Origin of the sequence: Pacificoceanicola onchidii (genome assembly GCF_004804335.1) — a bacterium.
Lineage (GTDB): Bacteria > Pseudomonadota > Alphaproteobacteria > Rhodobacterales > Rhodobacteraceae > Pacificoceanicola > Pacificoceanicola onchidii.
Genome location: NZ_SRXY01000006.1, coordinates 125,972 through 140,049, shown reverse-complemented (window position 1 = coordinate 140,049; position 14,078 = coordinate 125,972). Strand labels below are relative to the sequence as shown.

Here is a 14,078-nt window from a genome sequence, read left to right as displayed (position 1 = left end):
TGCCCCGCATCCCCTTAGCCAATCTCCGCGAGGCGGGCCAAAGCCTCTTTGAGCTGCGCTTCTTCGCCTTCGCGCGCGGCGAGGTTGGCTTTGGTTTCTTCAACCACCTCCGCCGGGGCGCTTTCTGCGAACTTCGGGTTGTTCAGACGCCCGCGCAGACCGCCCAATTCCTTGGCCAGCTTGCCCAGCGTTTTCTCAAGCCGCGCCTTTTCTTCGGCCACGTCGATGATATCCGCCAGCGGCAGACCAAAGCTTGCGCCGCCCACGGGCACCGTCACGCAGCCTTTGGGGAAGGCGTCTACCGTTTCAAGGCTCTCGATCCGCGCGAGGCGCTTGATCATCACCTCGTTGCGGTCCCATGCGCCCTGTTCGGTCTCGCTGAGGCCGGTCACCAGCATTGGCACATAAAGCCCGGCAGGCACGTGCATCTGTGCGCGCGCAGAGCGGACGCCTTCGATCAGCGCAATCACCCATTCCATTTCGGCCGCGGCCTCTGCATCGGCCAATTCGCCGCCATAGGTCGGCCAATCGGTAAGCATGAGGAAGCCGTCACGCGTGCCCGTCTCTTTCCAAAGCTCTTCGGTGATGAAGGGCATGATCGGGTGCAGCAGGATCAGGCATTGGTCGATGACCCAGGCCATGGTTGCGCGGGTCTCGGCCACGGTGTCCGCATCGTCCGAGCCAAATAGCGGCTTGGAGAACTCCAGATACCAATCGCAGACCTTGCCCCAGACAAAGGCGTAAAGTGCGCTCGCCGCGTCGTTGAAGCGGTATTCGGTCAGCGCCTTATCCACGCTCTCGCGCACCTTCGCGGTCTCGCCGACGATCCAGCGGTTGAGCGTGGCTTTGGGCGCGGGGATGGTGCCATCCGAGCCGCAGGCCTCGTTCATCTCCGCAAACCGCGCCGCGTTCCACAGCTTGGTGCCGAAGTTGCGGTAGCCGGTGATCCGATCCACGCTCATCTTCAACACGCCGCCGATGGAGGCCATGGCCGCATTGTTGAAGCGCAGCGCGTCGGCGCCGTATTCGTCAACAATATCAAGCGGGTCGATGACGTTGCCGGTGGTCTTCGACATCTTCTTGCCCTTCTCGTCGCGGACGAGCTGGTGCAGATAGACGGTGTGGAAGGGGATTTCGCCCGTGACAGTCAGCGACTGCATGATCATCCGCGCCACCCAGAAGAACAGGATGTCGGACCCGGTGATCAGCACATCGGTCGGGTGGAAGCGCCTCAGTTCATCCGTCTGCTCCGGCCAGCCAAGCGTGCCGAAGGACCAGAGACCGGAGGAGAACCATGTGTCGAGCACGTCGGGGTCGCGTGTGAGGGCCACGCCGGCACCTGCTTGCGCCTGCGCGTCGGCCTCGGTCGAAGCACAGTAGTGGTTGCCTTCGGCATCATACCAAACCGGAATCTGATGCCCCCACCAAAGCTGGCGGGAAATGCACCAGGGCTCGATGTTCTCCAGCCAGTGGTAATAGGTCTTCTCGCCGCTCTCCGGGATGATCTTGATGTCGCCGCCGCGCACGGCATCCAGCGCCGGGCCAACGACCTTTTCAGCGTCAACAAACCACTGGTCCGTCAGCATCGGCTCGATAACCACCTTCGAGCGGTCGCCGAACGGCTGCATGATGGCCTTCGCCTCGACCAGCGGGGCAGGGACCACGGGCGGCTCTTCCTGACCTTTCTTGAGTTTCGGCTTCGGCCCAAGGCGCGGATCGTCGGAGGTGGTCATCACCGCCAGACCCTCTTCAGTGATCTCTTTGATCACCGCCTCACGCGCCTCAAACCGGTCCAGCCCGCGCAGGTGATCGGGGACAAGGTTCACTGCATCGGCCTCGGCTTCGGTCAAGGTCCGCTTGCCCTGCGCAACTTCCATCGCAATCGCTGCCGCTTCCGCATAGGGCGCGCCATCGGAACGCATCGCGCCGCGCGTGTCCATTAGGCGATACATCGGAATGCCGCCGCGCTTGGCCACCTGATAGTCGTTGAAGTCATGCGCGCCGGTGATCTTCACCGCGCCCGAGCCAAACTCCGGATCCGGGTATTCATCGGTGATGATCGGGATCAGGCGGCGATGCTCTTTCGGCCCAACCGGGATCTCGCAGAGCTTGCCGACGATGGGGGCATAACGCTCATCGGTGGTGAACACGGCAACCGCGCCGTCACCGAGCATTGTCTCCGGCCGGGTGGTGGCGATGGAGATGTAATCGCGCTCCTCTTCAAGCACGACGTTGCCGTCCTCGTCTTTCTCGACATAGGTGTAGGTCACGCCATCGGCGAGCGGGTATTTGAAGTGCCACATGTGGCCCGCAACTTCGATGTTCTCGACTTCGAGGTCCGAGATGGCAGTTTCGAAATGCGGGTCCCAGTTCACGAGGCGCTTGCCGCGATAGATCAGGCCCTTTTCGTACATGTCGACGAAAACCTTGATCACCGCATCGTGGAAGTTGCCTTCATTGCCCGCAGGCGCACCGGGCGCGCCGGACATGGTAAAGGCGTTGCGCTCCCAGTCACAGCTGTCCCCAAGGCGCTTCATCTGGTCGATGATCGTGCCACCATATTGCGTTTTCCAGTCCCAGACATGGCCGAGGAACTCGTCGCGCGCCATATCGCGGCGGCGGATGTTTTTCTCGGCCTTCAGCTTCTTTTCGACCTGAAGCTGGGTCGCAATGCCCGCGTGGTCCTGACCGGGTTGCCAGAGCGTGTCAAAGCCGCGCATCCGGTGCCAGCGCACAAGGATATCCATCAGCGTATGGTTGAACGCGTGGCCCACGTGCAGCGCGCCTGTGACGTTTGGCGGCGGCAGCATGATGCAGAAGCTTTCATCCCGCGATTTGTTCGCCCCGGCCCGGAAAGCCCCGGCCTTTTCCCAGGCCTCGTAAAGGCGCGGTTCTGCGGATTTTGCGTCGAAACTCTTGTCCATCGCCATCGGTTCAATTCCCAATCTTTGCTTGGGTCCGCAGATAGCGGGATGGGGGCGGAAATGAAAGGGGTCAGGGGCTTCGCAAGCCAATCAGACAAAAGAAAACGGCGACGCTCAGGGAGGAGGAGAGAGCGCCGCCGTTCCATGTACGGGCACCCCAGGGAGGAGGAGAGGGGCCCCGATCTCAAATCTGGTGCGGCGGCTTCCAGGGAGGAGGAGAGGAAGCCGCCGCTTTCATGCTGATGCTCAGGGAGGAGGAGAGAGCACCGACATTTCTGAGCCCGAAGGCTCTTATGGAGGCGGCAGGCGCCCAGGGAGGAGGAGAGGGCTCTGCCGCTGACATGACCCGGATCAAGGGAGGAGGAGAAGATCCGGCGTCAATCGCGTCTGGGCTTTTCCAGCCCGAATTCTGGGTCGCGGCAGCCCCCAGGGAGGAGGAGAGGAGGCTGCCGCTGTCATGTCGGCTCTCAGGGAGGAGGAGAGAGAGCCAGCATTTGTGGGCCGTTTCTGGCCCTGAAACTGAGTGGCGACAGCTCCCAGGGAGGAGGAGCGGAAGCTGTCGCCTTGATGAGAACCCTCAGGGAGGAGGAGAGAGGGTCTTCATCTCGTTGGGGCGCGGAGCCCCGTGTTTTGCGCGATGACCTCAGGGAGGAGGAGAGAGATCATCGCGTTGTTCCGACCGGCCCAGGGAGGAGGAGAGGACCGGGCGGACATCTCACATTTCGTAAGCGGCCTGATAAGCGACGCGGCGGATGGTGGACCGGCTCAGGCCAAGGTCGTTCAGCTCGCGGTCGCTCAGCGACGCCAATTCTCGGTACGTGGTCTTGTAGACCGAACGGCGGGCCTTGCGGGCACGCAGGTCAACGATCAGGGTCGTCAGGAAAGCACCGAATGCGGAGGACGGTGCGCGGGTAACCGAAGGTGCATGTGCCATGTTGTTCTTGCCTCACTGGCGGTGTTTGTGTCTGGTTGCGCTAAACATGGGGTATATGCTGCAGGTGCACAATCCATTGGAATGACAATGCTGCTATGCAGCATATGCATGGGGGCAGCGGGTCTAAGGTCGTGTTAAGCTTGAAAAATGTGCAAAACGGGCCATCTCGGTTGAGTTGACCCTGGGTCACGGCTCGGGAAAGCGGCGGCAGGAGTAGAAAATGGGCAAAATTGGAAAACTTGAGTTTGTAAGAGATGTTCTGGAGCAGTTCGAGCTGCCCGACGGTGGAAACCTGATTTCCAGAGATATGATTCGGGCTTTGCGCATCGAAGACGGCGTTGTGCGCTTCGTGATCGAAGCCCCGACACCCGAAATTGCGCGCCTCATGGAGCCTCTGCGCAAGGCATCAGAAGCCGCTGTTGCGGAGCTCGAGGGCGTCAGCGCGGCGCATGCTGTCCTGACCGCCGCCGCTCAGCAAAAGGCACCGTCCCTGAAAATCGGCGGTCACGCCAAACAGCAAGAGGGCCCTATGCGCCCGCCCGGGGTCAAAACGCTCATCGCCATTGGTTCCGGCAAGGGTGGGGTGGGTAAATCCACGGTCTCCTCCAACCTCGCGGTGGCGCTGGCGCGCGCGGGCAAGAGAGTAGGCCTGCTTGATGCGGACATTCACGGGCCCTCCCAGCCGCGCATGTTCGGTCTGACCACAAAACCCGAGTCCCCGGATGGCAAGACCATCCGGCCGCTCAAGGCTCATGGTGTGACGGTGATGTCCATCGGCTCCATGCTCGAAGAGACCAAGGCGGTGATCTGGCGCGGGCCGATGCTCATGGGCGCGCTGCAACAGTTGATGATGCAGGTCGATTGGGGGGATCTGGACGCCTTGATCGTCGATCTGCCGCCGGGCACCGGGGACATACAGATGTCCCTCTGCCAGAAAAGCGGCGTCGACGGGGCGATCGTGGTCAGCACGCCGCAGGATGTGGCCCTCCTCGACAGCCGCAAGGCGCTCGACGCGTTCCAGACGCTGAAAACCCCGGTGCTGGGGCTGATCGAAAACATGGCCGTGTTCACCTGCCCGCATTGCGGCAAAGACAGCCATATCTTCGGCCACGGGGGTGTGGCGAAAGAAGCGGACAAACTTGGCGTGCCGCTGCTTGCACAACTGCCCATTGATCTCGAGACTCGCCTCGGCGGTGACGACGGCACACCTATCGCTCTGGGCGAGGGTCAAATGGCGCAGGCCTACGCCCGCCTTGCGGCCCGTTTCATTGAGGGCGGTCTCATCTGACGCGCGCTTGCTTCTTTGTGCCTGAAATATCCTGGGGGAGCGCCGTACGGCGCGGGGGCAAGGCCCCCAATCAAAATTTTGTCCCGGCAAAATTTTTCCCCGGGATCACACCGCCTTCTGCAATTGCAGAAACAGATCCGTGACCAGGGCCGCCGGGTCCACATTCACCGCGCGGGCGTGACGCGCGCGGTCCCCTGCGTCCTGTGCCACCTGCGCCCACCGCCGCGCCGCCGCCGGGTTGGGGCCGAGTTTGGAAAGCGTCTGGTGTTCCCCGGGCGCGGCTTCTCCTGAAGGCAGAACCCCGGTGGCCGCTGTGCGGGCGATCCGGGCGGTGATCTGGTCGGTCAGCGTCAGCAAAAGGTCCAGCCGGTCTTCCTTGCCGCGTCCGGCGCAGCTGTCCGCCAGCGTCAGCATCCGCGCCCGGTCAAGGCTCGGCAGACTGCCCAGCACCGAAAGCACCTCGCGGTAAAGCTCCAACCCGCCCAGGTTCAACAGCCGCACCGCTTCCCCGACAGAGCCACCCGCCAGTTCCGTCAAGGCCGCCGCGTCGGTTTCGGGCACTGCGACACCCGCCTGCGCCAGAGCAGCCGCCATGTCTTCCGCGCCCAAAGGATCCAGCCGCAGCGCACGGCAGCGCGAGCGGATGGTGGGCAAAAGCCGCGCCGGTTGGTGCGAGATCATCAGGATGGTTGTGCGCGCGGGCGGCTCTTCGAGCATCTTCAGGATCGCATTGGCCGCCTGCACGTTCAGCTCATCCGCTGAATCCACAATCACCACACGCCGTCCGCCATCCGCCGCCGAGAGGGCAAAGAAATTCGCCAGTTTGCGGACCTCGCCCACACGGATTTCAGCGGCCAGCTTGTCACCCTTGTCGTTGGCCCCGCGCCGCAGCAGGAACAGCCCCGGCTCCGACAGCGCCAACATGCGCCGCGCAACGGGATGTTCGGGATCGATATGCAGGCTTTCGGGTGGGGGCGGTGCACCAAAGAGCCCGTCGCCCTCGTCCGGAGGGGTGGCCAGCAGGAACCGCGCAATCGCCCAGGCCAGCGTCGCTTTACCGGTGCCGCGCGGTCCGGTGATCAGCCAGCCGTGGTGCAGGCGTCCCGTGTTATAGGCCGTGAGAAAGTCCGCGACGGCCGCGTCTTGCCCGAGGATCTGCGGTGTCTCGCGCGGGTGCGGCGCACCGGCGACGCAATCGGGATCAGGCAGGGCGGTCTCGCTCATGACAGGCGCGCGTCCACGGCCAGAATGATGTCCGCGCAGATCACCGCCGGAACGCGCGCGCCGTCGATCACGCAAAAGCGTTCGGGCGCGGCCTTGGCAAGCTCCAGAAACCCGGCGCGCATCTGCTCCTGCAGGCCGAGGCCAAAGTCTTCAAAACGTTCTTCGTCGGTGGCGCGCGCCTTGGCGCGGGACAGCGCTTCAGCCGCGTCCATGTCGATCAGGATGGTCAGGTCCGGCTCAACACCGATCATCAGATCATGCAGCGCATCGACCTTGTCGCGCAGGCCGGAGCGCCCCTGGTACATGCGCGTGGAATCGGCAAAGCGATCACAGATCACCACTGCGCCGCGCTCCAGCGCAGGCCAGATGACCCGCTCCAGATGATCGCGCCGTGCTGCGGTGAACAGCAGCAGCTCTGTCTCGGCGGACCAGCGATCCGGCTCGCCCTGCAGCACCAGCGCGCGGATTTCTTCAGCACCGGGGCTGCCCCCGGGCTCGCGCGTCAGCACCACTTCATGGCCCTTTTCACGCAGATAGGCGGCCAGCGCCTGCGTCTGAGTGGATTTTCCGGAGCCGTCGATGCCTTCGAAACTGATGAACAGGCCGGGGCGGGTCACATGCTCTCCCCGGGTTGGTCCTGGACCCGTGCGATCAGGTGTTTGCTGACGATCATAATGCGATCCATGAAGCCGCCCGCTTCGACGGCGCTGGCCGCAAACAGCGGCACGCGGGTTTCTTCCAGCCCTTCGGGCGAGATGATCAGTTCCGCCAGTTGCTGACCAGCGCGGATTGGCGCTTCGACCGGGCCGGTATACACCACCTCCGCTTTCAGGCCTCCGGGCGTTGCGCGCGGCAGCAGCAGCGACAGATCCTTGTCCGCCACCAGACCAACGCTGTCGTCTGATCCAAGCCAGACGTCAGCGCGGGCAACTTCCGTGCCTTTGGTGACAACGGTTTTCTCGGCGAACTGGCGGAAGGCCCAGTTGACGATGCTCTCGGATTCCTCGGCCCGCGCCTTGGCTGTGCTCAGGCCCGTGATGGCAAAGATCACCCGGCGCTCACCTTGCTTTGCGCTGCCGACAAGGCCGTAGCCTGCTTCCTGCGTATGGCCCGTCTTGAGACCATCCGCGCCGATCCCGAGGCCCAGAAGCGGGTTGCGGTTATAGCGGTTCTGGCTCTCTTTCTGATCGAACAGGAATTCTTCTTGCGCAAACATCGGGTAGTATTCCGGGAAATCCTCGATCAGGTGCCGCGCCAGCAGCGACAGATCCCGCATGGACATCACATGCCCGTTTGCCGGCCAGCCGTTCGAGTTCTTGAAGACCGACGAGGTCATCCCAAGCTGTTGCGCCCGCTGCGTCATGAGCCGGGCAAAGCCGGCTTCCGTGCCATCGGGCGAGAGCGCTTCGGCAATTACGGCGCAGGCGTCGTTGCCGGACAGAACGATGATCCCGCGCAGCAGATCTTCGACGCTCACCCGCTCTCCGGCTTTCAGGAACAGGGTCGAGCCGCCGTAGTTCATCGCGTGCTGCGAGACTCGCAACTCTTCTTCCATGCGCATCCTGCCGTCCCGCACCGCTTCGAACGCGAGGTAGAGCGTCATGAGTTTGGACATGGAGGCGGGCGGGAGCGCGTCGTCTGCGTTTTTGGCCATCAGCACGGTGCCGGTTGTCTGATCCATGACAAAGGCGGCTTCGGCGCGTGTGTCAAACGCGATGGCCTGGCTTGCGGAAAGCGCCAGCGCGGCCACGGCGCTCAGAAGGCGGGGGAGGGCGGTCATTTATCTGCTCCTCATGGGGTTTGCTCGAGTCAGGCTATTTATGGCCGATAGTTTCGGGGCTGTCACGCAGGGTTGGCGAGGTTTCGCGAGGGGCGGGATGGGGCAGGGGTTGCTTGGGGGCCGGAGAGGGACATTCCACTCGCCACGCCATCATGCGTCCGGCATAACCGCGTGGCTTGTTCTTGGCCGAGAGGTCCCGGATCAAGTCCGGGACGGGGGGACTGGTTGACCGCCAATTGCCAACACGTACCAACGAAAAACCCCCGCGCCAACGGCCCGGGGGTTCAGTCTCACATCACTTTGACGCCTCAGTGCGTGACCGCATAAGCATCTGTAAACCCAGAGCCTTTGATCTTGGTCAGCAGCGACGAAAGCTCATCCTTGGTCTGCGCAGGGCCGACGATGACACGCCAGAACACCTTGCCCTTGGAGTTGTGCTTCTTGATCGTCGGCACCATGCCCGCCTGACGCATGGCGACGGCGGTGTTCTTGGCGTTTTGCTCGATCGAGAAAATGCCAATCTGAATATACGGCTTCTTCAGCGTCGACGGCTTCTTCGGCGTCGGGGCAGCGGCCGGTTTCGGAGCTGCCGGGGCTGCCGCAACAGGCTTCGATGGGGCCAGCGAGGCGGTTTCAATCGCGGCTGCCGCACCGGAAATCACCGGATCCGATCCGGCAGGGGGCAGGGCCCCTTCGGCCACTTCGGGGGCGGGCGGAATGCTGTCACCCGCGACTGGTTCGCTCAGCGGCGTCGGCTGGGCTTTCACCTCTTCGCGCTTGAGCGCCACCACGTTCATGTTGTTCGGCTGACCGGCCAGCATGCCAAGCGCCGCCGCCGCATCAGACGAGATTTGCAACCGCGGTCCCGGCGACTGGCGTTCCCGGCGGAACAGCGCGCCAATGACAAACTTGCCGTTGGTTTCATTGCGAATGATCACGCGGCCCGGTTCATCCACATCCGGGTGCGCCACCCAGACACCGCCCAGAGAAGGACGACCGTCCCACAGGCCAGCTTCTTTTGCGGCAAAAATATCCGGCGCTTCGATGTCGCGCTCGATGGTTTCACCCGGGGCCAGATCGTTGGACGCTGCTCGCGACACTTCCTGGTCGGCTCCTGCGTTGCCTTGCAGGAACGCTGGCATCTGGCCATCCGCACAGGCCGACAATGCGAAAAATCCAAGGATAAGCACCGAATTGCGCAGCATCCTGCTGCGGAGTGCATGGGTCCACCTGCTCATAACTTGCCTCTCGCCTCATGTCCGCGCACGCTGTCGCGGGATTAGCCAGGGTCTTTTGCCCCGGTCTCAACTGCTCTCGATCGGACACTTTGCGGCCCGTTGGAAGACACAGTAACGCGATGCGCTTCATAAGAAAAGCCTGCTGACAAGGGGGTAGGCGGATTTTCCCGCGACCGTGCGCTTTCAGAATCATTTTGGGGAGGGTATCAGGCGAACACCGGAGGTTTGGCAGAGTGGTCGAATGCGGCGGTCTTGAAAACCGTTGGGCGTGAGAGCGTCCCCAGGGTTCGAATCCCTGAGCCTCCGCCACAGCTTTCAAAACGCTTGATTTGCGCCCCGATGGGTGACGTATTGCGTTCTGGTGACAGGTTGCCGGGCGGGTTCGTTCCGTATGGGTGATACGCCAATCGGCTGATCAATGAACGCTTGGCTCTGTTTCAGGTGCCCGCCGCACCAGGGACTGGCGCGAAGATGAGAGCCCGGACCGTGATCTCCGTCAGTCCATCAGTCCCAAGAGCCGGGCTGCGTTGTTCTTCAGAATGTCTTCGCGCAGGTGATCCTTGATGTCGATTGCTTCGAAATCGCTCAGCCAGCGTTCCGGGGTGATCATTGGCCAGTCCGAACCAAACAGCACCTTTTTCTTCAGGACCGAGTTGCAATAGCGCACAAGGATCGGCGGGAAATACCGTGGCGACCAACCGCTGAGATCAATGTAGACGTTCGGTTTGTGCTGGGCCACCGCCAGCGCCTCTTCCTGCCAGGGGAAAGAGGGATGTGCCATGATGATTTTCATGTCGGGGAAGTCCACCGCCACATCATCGAGATACATCGGGTTCGAGAACTTGAGGCGCATCCCGTTGCCGCCCGGCATGCCCGAGCCGACCCCGGTCTGCCCGGTGTGAAACAACCCGATGCAGCCGTGTTCCGCCAGCACCTCGTAGAACGGGTAGGCCATGCGGTCATTGGGGTAGAACCCCTGCATCGTCGGGTGGAATTTGAAGCCCTTGATGCCGTGATCTTCGATCAAACGGCGCGCCTCGCGCAAAGCCATCTTGCCTTTCCACGGGTCGATGGAGGCAAAGGGGATCAGGATATCGTCATGCTTCTGGACCTCGGCCAGTACCTCGTCGTTGGAGTAGCGGCGATAGCCGGTCTCCCGTTCGGCATCGACCGGAAAGATCACTGCCGCCACGTTCTGTTCGCGGAAATGCGCGGCGGTCTGTGCGATGGTGGGCTGGACAATCGGTGCATTGAAATAGGAGGCCATGGCGGCCTGAAGATCATCGTAGCCATCGTCCGAATGGCACCCGCAAGGCTCTTCGGCATGTGTATGGATGTCGATTGCCCGGACTTTCGAGATGTCTACCATGGCTTTGCTCCTTGTTCAGATCGTCACAACCGCCGGGTCGGCATCGGAATAGAGCCGCTCCAGCAGGGTCTTGCGGCGCGTCAGCACCGTGCGGAAGTTCAGGTTGCCCTTGGCGGTCATTTCCCCTTCGGACAGGGAGGCCGGCGCGCTGAGCACAATGGCGCGGGTTACGCGGGCCGAACTGCCGGACGTCTCCCGCGCCCGTTCCTTGAGGCGGCGGTGAACCTTGTCCTGCAGCAAAGCACACCGGAAAGCGCCCGCGTCGTCCTCAAGATCAAAGCCCTGCGCGTCCAGCGCGGCGCGGTCGGGAAAGATCATGACGCCGATCTCGTTGCGGTCCGCGCCCGTGATCACGAGATCCGCCGCAAACGGCGCAAGACAGGCCAGCATGTCGAGCCGCAATTGCGCCGCGCGCACCCATGTGCCGGTCAGAAGCTTGAAATCCTCGGAAATCCGGCCATCGAATGTCATGCCCTTGTTCATATCATCCGGATCGACGAACCGCATCGCGTCGCCGGTGACAAAATAGCCTTCTTCGTCAAAGACCTCCGCGGTTCTCCCGGGGTCGCGGAAATAGCCATTCATGACGTTTGGCCCCTTGATCCGAACCTCGCAGCGCATGTCGTCATCGGGGATCAGCTTGAGCGTCACACCGTTCAGCGGAACGCCCACGACACCGGATCGGTCGATGGGTTCGCTCTGCATCATCGCGGCTGGGGCGGTTTCTGTCAGGCCCCAGGAGGAGGTCATCAGAGGGATCTCCCCTTTGACCTGTTGTGCCATGGCTTCGAAGCCTTCCCAGATGTCCTGCGGCAAGGACGCCCCTGCGTAGAAAACCAGATCAAGATCGCGAAAGAACCGGTGGCGCAGCGCGGCGTCTTTCCGCAAAGCGCCAAGCAGCATCGCATAGCCCACGGGGACGTTGAAGCTGAGTGTTCCGGTCATCAAGGACAGGTTTTCCAGCGTCCGGTCAAACAGCCCGGCGACCGGCTTGCCATCATCCACGTACAGACTGCCGCCATTGGCCAGCATCATGTTGAAATTATGCGAGCCGCCAAACACGTGGTTCCATGGCAGCCAGTCCACGATCTTCGGCGGGCGGGCGCGCAGGAAGGGCAGGGCGTCGGCCACCATGGTCTGGTTCACGCACATCATACGCTGGGTTGTCATCACCCCTTTGGGCGCGGAGGTGGACCCGCTGGTCATCAGGATCTTGGCGACAGTATCCGGGCCAACCCGGTCATGGGCGGCGTCCAGATCGACGCTGCAGTCGCCCTTTAGAAGATCGTCAAAGGCGGTGACGTCCGTCCTGCCGCCAGTTCGGCTCGCGACAATTTCGAGCCCGGCCATGGCCTCCAGTGCCAGCGCCTCTGCATATTGCGCCGCGTCAATGGCATAGACCATTGCAGGGCCGACAAGCGCGATGGCATGGAGCAACCGTTCATGCGCGCCTTGGATCATCGAATACTGTTCGGCCATCGGGGCGGTCGGGACGCCGACATACTGCGCGGCAAGGGTCAGCAACCCGTGATCCACGCCGTTGCCGGACAGGATGAGGATCGGCGTATCCGGTCCCATGCCACGTGCCAGCAGCGCAGAGGCGAGGGCGCGCACCTTCTGCAATGCGCTGGCGTAGCTTTCCTCGCGCCAGACCGCGCCGCTGCGCTCGGCGATGAACGTGCGATCCGGGGCTTTCAATGCCCAGTCGTGCAGCCAAACACCGGTTTTTTCGGCCACCGGCCCCAGGTCATGCTCGGAGCGCAGCAGGATCGTGCCGTCGGGGCGATCCTCGCGCGAAACCGCATGGGACAGGAACTGTGAGGATCGTTTCATGGTCAGTCCCTGCGCTTGCGGGCTTCGATCGTTTTCAAGGCGTGGCGCAGGGTTTCAAGCGCCCCGTCGTCGAGACCTCGCATCAGGCGGTCTTCATGCGCCGTCACGGCGGCAACCGCCTGTTCCGACAATCTGCGCCCGGCCAGCGTGGCCTTCAGCGCATAGGCGCGCCGGTCCGTCGGAACGCGGTCCCGTACGATCAACTCGCGCCGCTCCAGTTCGTCCAGGATCACAACGAGGTTTGGCCGCTCAACGTCCATGGCATCCGCCAACTGGGATTGTCGCAGGCCCGGATTGTCGACGATCAGGATCAATGCCGTATAGGTCAACATCCTGAGTTCAAACGGTTTCAACGTCTTGCTCAGGTCATCCTGAATCACGTTGAAAGCGCGTTTCATGCGATACCCGACAAAGCCTCGCAAGGTGCTGTCGTCAACCTTCGGGATGGCCTCTGGGTCAGGGTGTGCGGGCGCAGGTCTCTTCATGTCATCACCGGAATTTCGGTTCGCGCTTTTCAAGGAAGGCGCGCAGGCCTTCCTCAGCGTCTGGGGTGGTTTGCGACAGGGCGGCGGCGAGGGACTCGGTGAACAACCCGTCCGAAGCGGACATGTCGCCGATCCGGGGAATGGCCTGAACCATCAGGTAATTGGACATGGGTGCATTGTCGGCGATCTTGCCCGCCAGGTGTTGAGCAAGGGCCAGCGCCTCGCCGTCAGCAACCGCATAATGCGCCAGACCAAGCGCCAGCCCTTCGTCCGCGCCATACTTCCGCCCGGTCAGCATCATCTCCAGCATACGGTCCGGCCCCAGCAGGCGTCCGACATGCGCTGTTGCCCCGCCGCCGACAAAAATCCCGCGCCGCCCTTCTGGCAGTTGAAAGACCGTCGTGGCCTCCGCGATGCGCACATGGGTGGCCGAGGCCAGCTCAAGCCCGCCGCCAATCACCGCGCCGAACAGGGCGGACACCGTGATCAGCCCGCCAAAGCGGATCTGCTCCATCACCTCATGCCAATGACGCGAATGATGAAGGTTTTCTTCGGCAGAGCGGTTGACGTGTTCGGACAGGTCGAGCCCCGAGCAAAAATGTCCGTCCACACCGGTCAGGATCACCACGCGCACCCCCTTGGGCGGATTGAAATAGAACGCCTGAAGCGCGCCCAGCAGCTCTTCGCACATGGCGTTGCGCTTGCCGGGTCGGTTCATGGTCAGCGTGGCGATCTTGCCGTCAATGGCGATGTCCAACAGGGGACTGGTCATTTATCTCTCCGTGGTATGGCGAGGCACTTGGCTTCGTTCCGTGACAACGGCAGCAAACCGAACGATTAGATTTCTGCCATAATAATTATACACCATAACTAAATGTGGAAGGGTTTTTTTATACGTCATTTCAGTATTTTAAGTGGTTTTCGCTCTCAGGGTGCGATTCGAGTCGTCCCATTTTCGGGGAAGACGGTTCACAACTCGGTGCAAAGCAGCAGGCTCAGGATG

11 protein-coding genes and 1 tRNA gene are annotated in these 14,078 nt (G+C 62.3%); 2 read left to right on the top strand and 10 right to left on the bottom strand.

All coding sequences use genetic code 11. The features are described 5' to 3' along the window. Positions 1 to 14: 14 nt before the first annotated feature. Positions 15 to 2,930 carry a valine--tRNA ligase gene (locus E4662_RS16240; protein ID WP_136442658.1) on the bottom strand — a complete coding sequence of 972 codons (2,916 nt, stop codon included), beginning with the start codon at positions 2,928 to 2,930 and terminating at the stop codon, positions 15 to 17. Positions 2,931 to 3,639: 709 nt separating this feature from the next. Next, positions 3,640 to 3,858 (bottom strand): DUF1127 domain-containing protein, encoded by a 219-nt coding sequence (locus E4662_RS16235; protein ID WP_136442657.1) that lies wholly within the window; start codon positions 3,856 to 3,858, stop codon positions 3,640 to 3,642. Positions 3,859 to 4,078: 220 nt separating this feature from the next. Between E4662_RS16235 and E4662_RS16230 the strand changes: the two genes are divergently transcribed. After that, on the top strand, positions 4,079 to 5,146 hold the full coding sequence (locus tag E4662_RS16230; RefSeq protein WP_136442656.1) for an Mrp/NBP35 family ATP-binding protein: 1,068 nt from the start codon (positions 4,079 to 4,081) through the stop codon (positions 5,144 to 5,146). A 105-nt stretch (positions 5,147 to 5,251) separates the two neighbouring features. Here the strand turns inward: E4662_RS16230 and E4662_RS16225 are convergent, their stop codons facing one another. The 4 genes from E4662_RS16225 to E4662_RS16210 form a co-directional block, all read right to left on the bottom strand. Further along, complete coding sequence (locus tag E4662_RS16225) at positions 5,252 to 6,370, bottom strand: DNA polymerase III subunit delta' (RefSeq protein ID WP_136442655.1); 1,119 nt, start codon at positions 6,368 to 6,370, stop codon at positions 5,252 to 5,254. Beyond that, positions 6,367 to 6,987: a dTMP kinase gene (gene tmk / locus E4662_RS16220; protein ID WP_136442654.1), complete on the bottom strand. Its 621-nt coding sequence runs from the start codon at positions 6,985 to 6,987 to the stop codon at positions 6,367 to 6,369. The genes E4662_RS16225 and tmk overlap by 4 nt, the downstream gene beginning before the upstream one ends. After that, the gene (locus tag E4662_RS16215; RefSeq protein WP_136442653.1) at positions 6,984 to 8,150 is read right to left on the bottom strand and encodes a D-alanyl-D-alanine carboxypeptidase family protein; all 1,167 of its coding nucleotides are present in this window, start codon (positions 8,148 to 8,150) and stop codon (positions 6,984 to 6,986) included. Before E4662_RS16215 ends, tmk begins: the two co-directional genes overlap by 4 nt. A gap of 308 nt (positions 8,151 to 8,458) precedes the next feature. Further along, a complete protein-coding gene (locus E4662_RS16210; RefSeq protein ID WP_240705220.1) occupies positions 8,459 to 9,388 on the bottom strand; it encodes an SPOR domain-containing protein in 930 nt (309 codons plus the stop codon). Positions 9,389 to 9,607: 219 nt separating this feature from the next. Here E4662_RS16210 and E4662_RS16205 point away from each other — a divergent pair. Continuing rightward, positions 9,608 to 9,697 (top strand) — tRNA-Ser (locus tag E4662_RS16205). Positions 9,698 to 9,884: 187 nt separating this feature from the next. On the opposite strand, the gene E4662_RS16200 is transcribed toward E4662_RS16205, so the two are convergent. From E4662_RS16200 to E4662_RS16185, 4 genes are read right to left on the bottom strand one after another with little or no spacing between them, the layout of a single operon-like run. Continuing rightward, a complete protein-coding gene (locus E4662_RS16200) occupies positions 9,885 to 10,757 on the bottom strand; it encodes an amidohydrolase family protein (RefSeq protein ID WP_136442652.1) in 873 nt (290 codons plus the stop codon). A 15-nt stretch (positions 10,758 to 10,772) separates the two neighbouring features. After that, positions 10,773 to 12,590 (bottom strand): feruloyl-CoA synthase, encoded by a 1,818-nt coding sequence (locus tag E4662_RS16195; protein ID WP_136442651.1) that lies wholly within the window; start codon positions 12,588 to 12,590, stop codon positions 10,773 to 10,775. Positions 12,591 to 12,592: 2 nt separating this feature from the next. After that, complete coding sequence (locus tag E4662_RS16190) at positions 12,593 to 13,075, bottom strand: MarR family winged helix-turn-helix transcriptional regulator (protein ID WP_136442650.1); 483 nt, start codon at positions 13,073 to 13,075, stop codon at positions 12,593 to 12,595. 4 nt (positions 13,076 to 13,079) lie between these two features. Continuing rightward, a complete protein-coding gene (locus tag E4662_RS16185) occupies positions 13,080 to 13,847 on the bottom strand; it encodes a crotonase/enoyl-CoA hydratase family protein (protein WP_136442649.1) in 768 nt (255 codons plus the stop codon). Positions 13,848 to 14,078 lie beyond the last annotated feature (231 nt).

Excerpts from the sequence above, each read along its gene's own strand:
- E4662_RS16200 (WP_136442652.1), bottom strand. The coding sequence starts at position 10,757 with ATGGTAGACATCTCGAAAGTCCGGGCAATCGACATCCATACACATGCC.
- E4662_RS16190 (WP_136442650.1), bottom strand. The coding sequence starts at position 13,075 with ATGAAGAGACCTGCGCCCGCACACCCTGACCCAGAGGCCATCCCGAAG.
- E4662_RS16230 (WP_136442656.1), top strand. The coding sequence starts at position 4,079 with ATGGGCAAAATTGGAAAACTTGAGTTTGTAAGAGATGTTCTGGAGCAG.
- E4662_RS16215 (WP_136442653.1), bottom strand. The coding sequence starts at position 8,150 with ATGACCGCCCTCCCCCGCCTTCTGAGCGCCGTGGCCGCGCTGGCGCTT.
- E4662_RS16210 (WP_240705220.1), bottom strand. The coding sequence starts at position 9,388 with ATGAGCAGGTGGACCCATGCACTCCGCAGCAGGATGCTGCGCAATTCG.
- E4662_RS16225 (WP_136442655.1), bottom strand. The coding sequence starts at position 6,370 with ATGAGCGAGACCGCCCTGCCTGATCCCGATTGCGTCGCCGGTGCGCCG.
- E4662_RS16185 (WP_136442649.1), bottom strand. The coding sequence starts at position 13,847 with ATGACCAGTCCCCTGTTGGACATCGCCATTGACGGCAAGATCGCCACG.
- E4662_RS16195 (WP_136442651.1), bottom strand. The coding sequence starts at position 12,590 with ATGAAACGATCCTCACAGTTCCTGTCCCATGCGGTTTCGCGCGAGGAT.
- E4662_RS16240 (WP_136442658.1), bottom strand. The coding sequence starts at position 2,930 with ATGGCGATGGACAAGAGTTTCGACGCAAAATCCGCAGAACCGCGCCTT.
- E4662_RS16235 (WP_136442657.1), bottom strand. The coding sequence starts at position 3,858 with ATGGCACATGCACCTTCGGTTACCCGCGCACCGTCCTCCGCATTCGGT.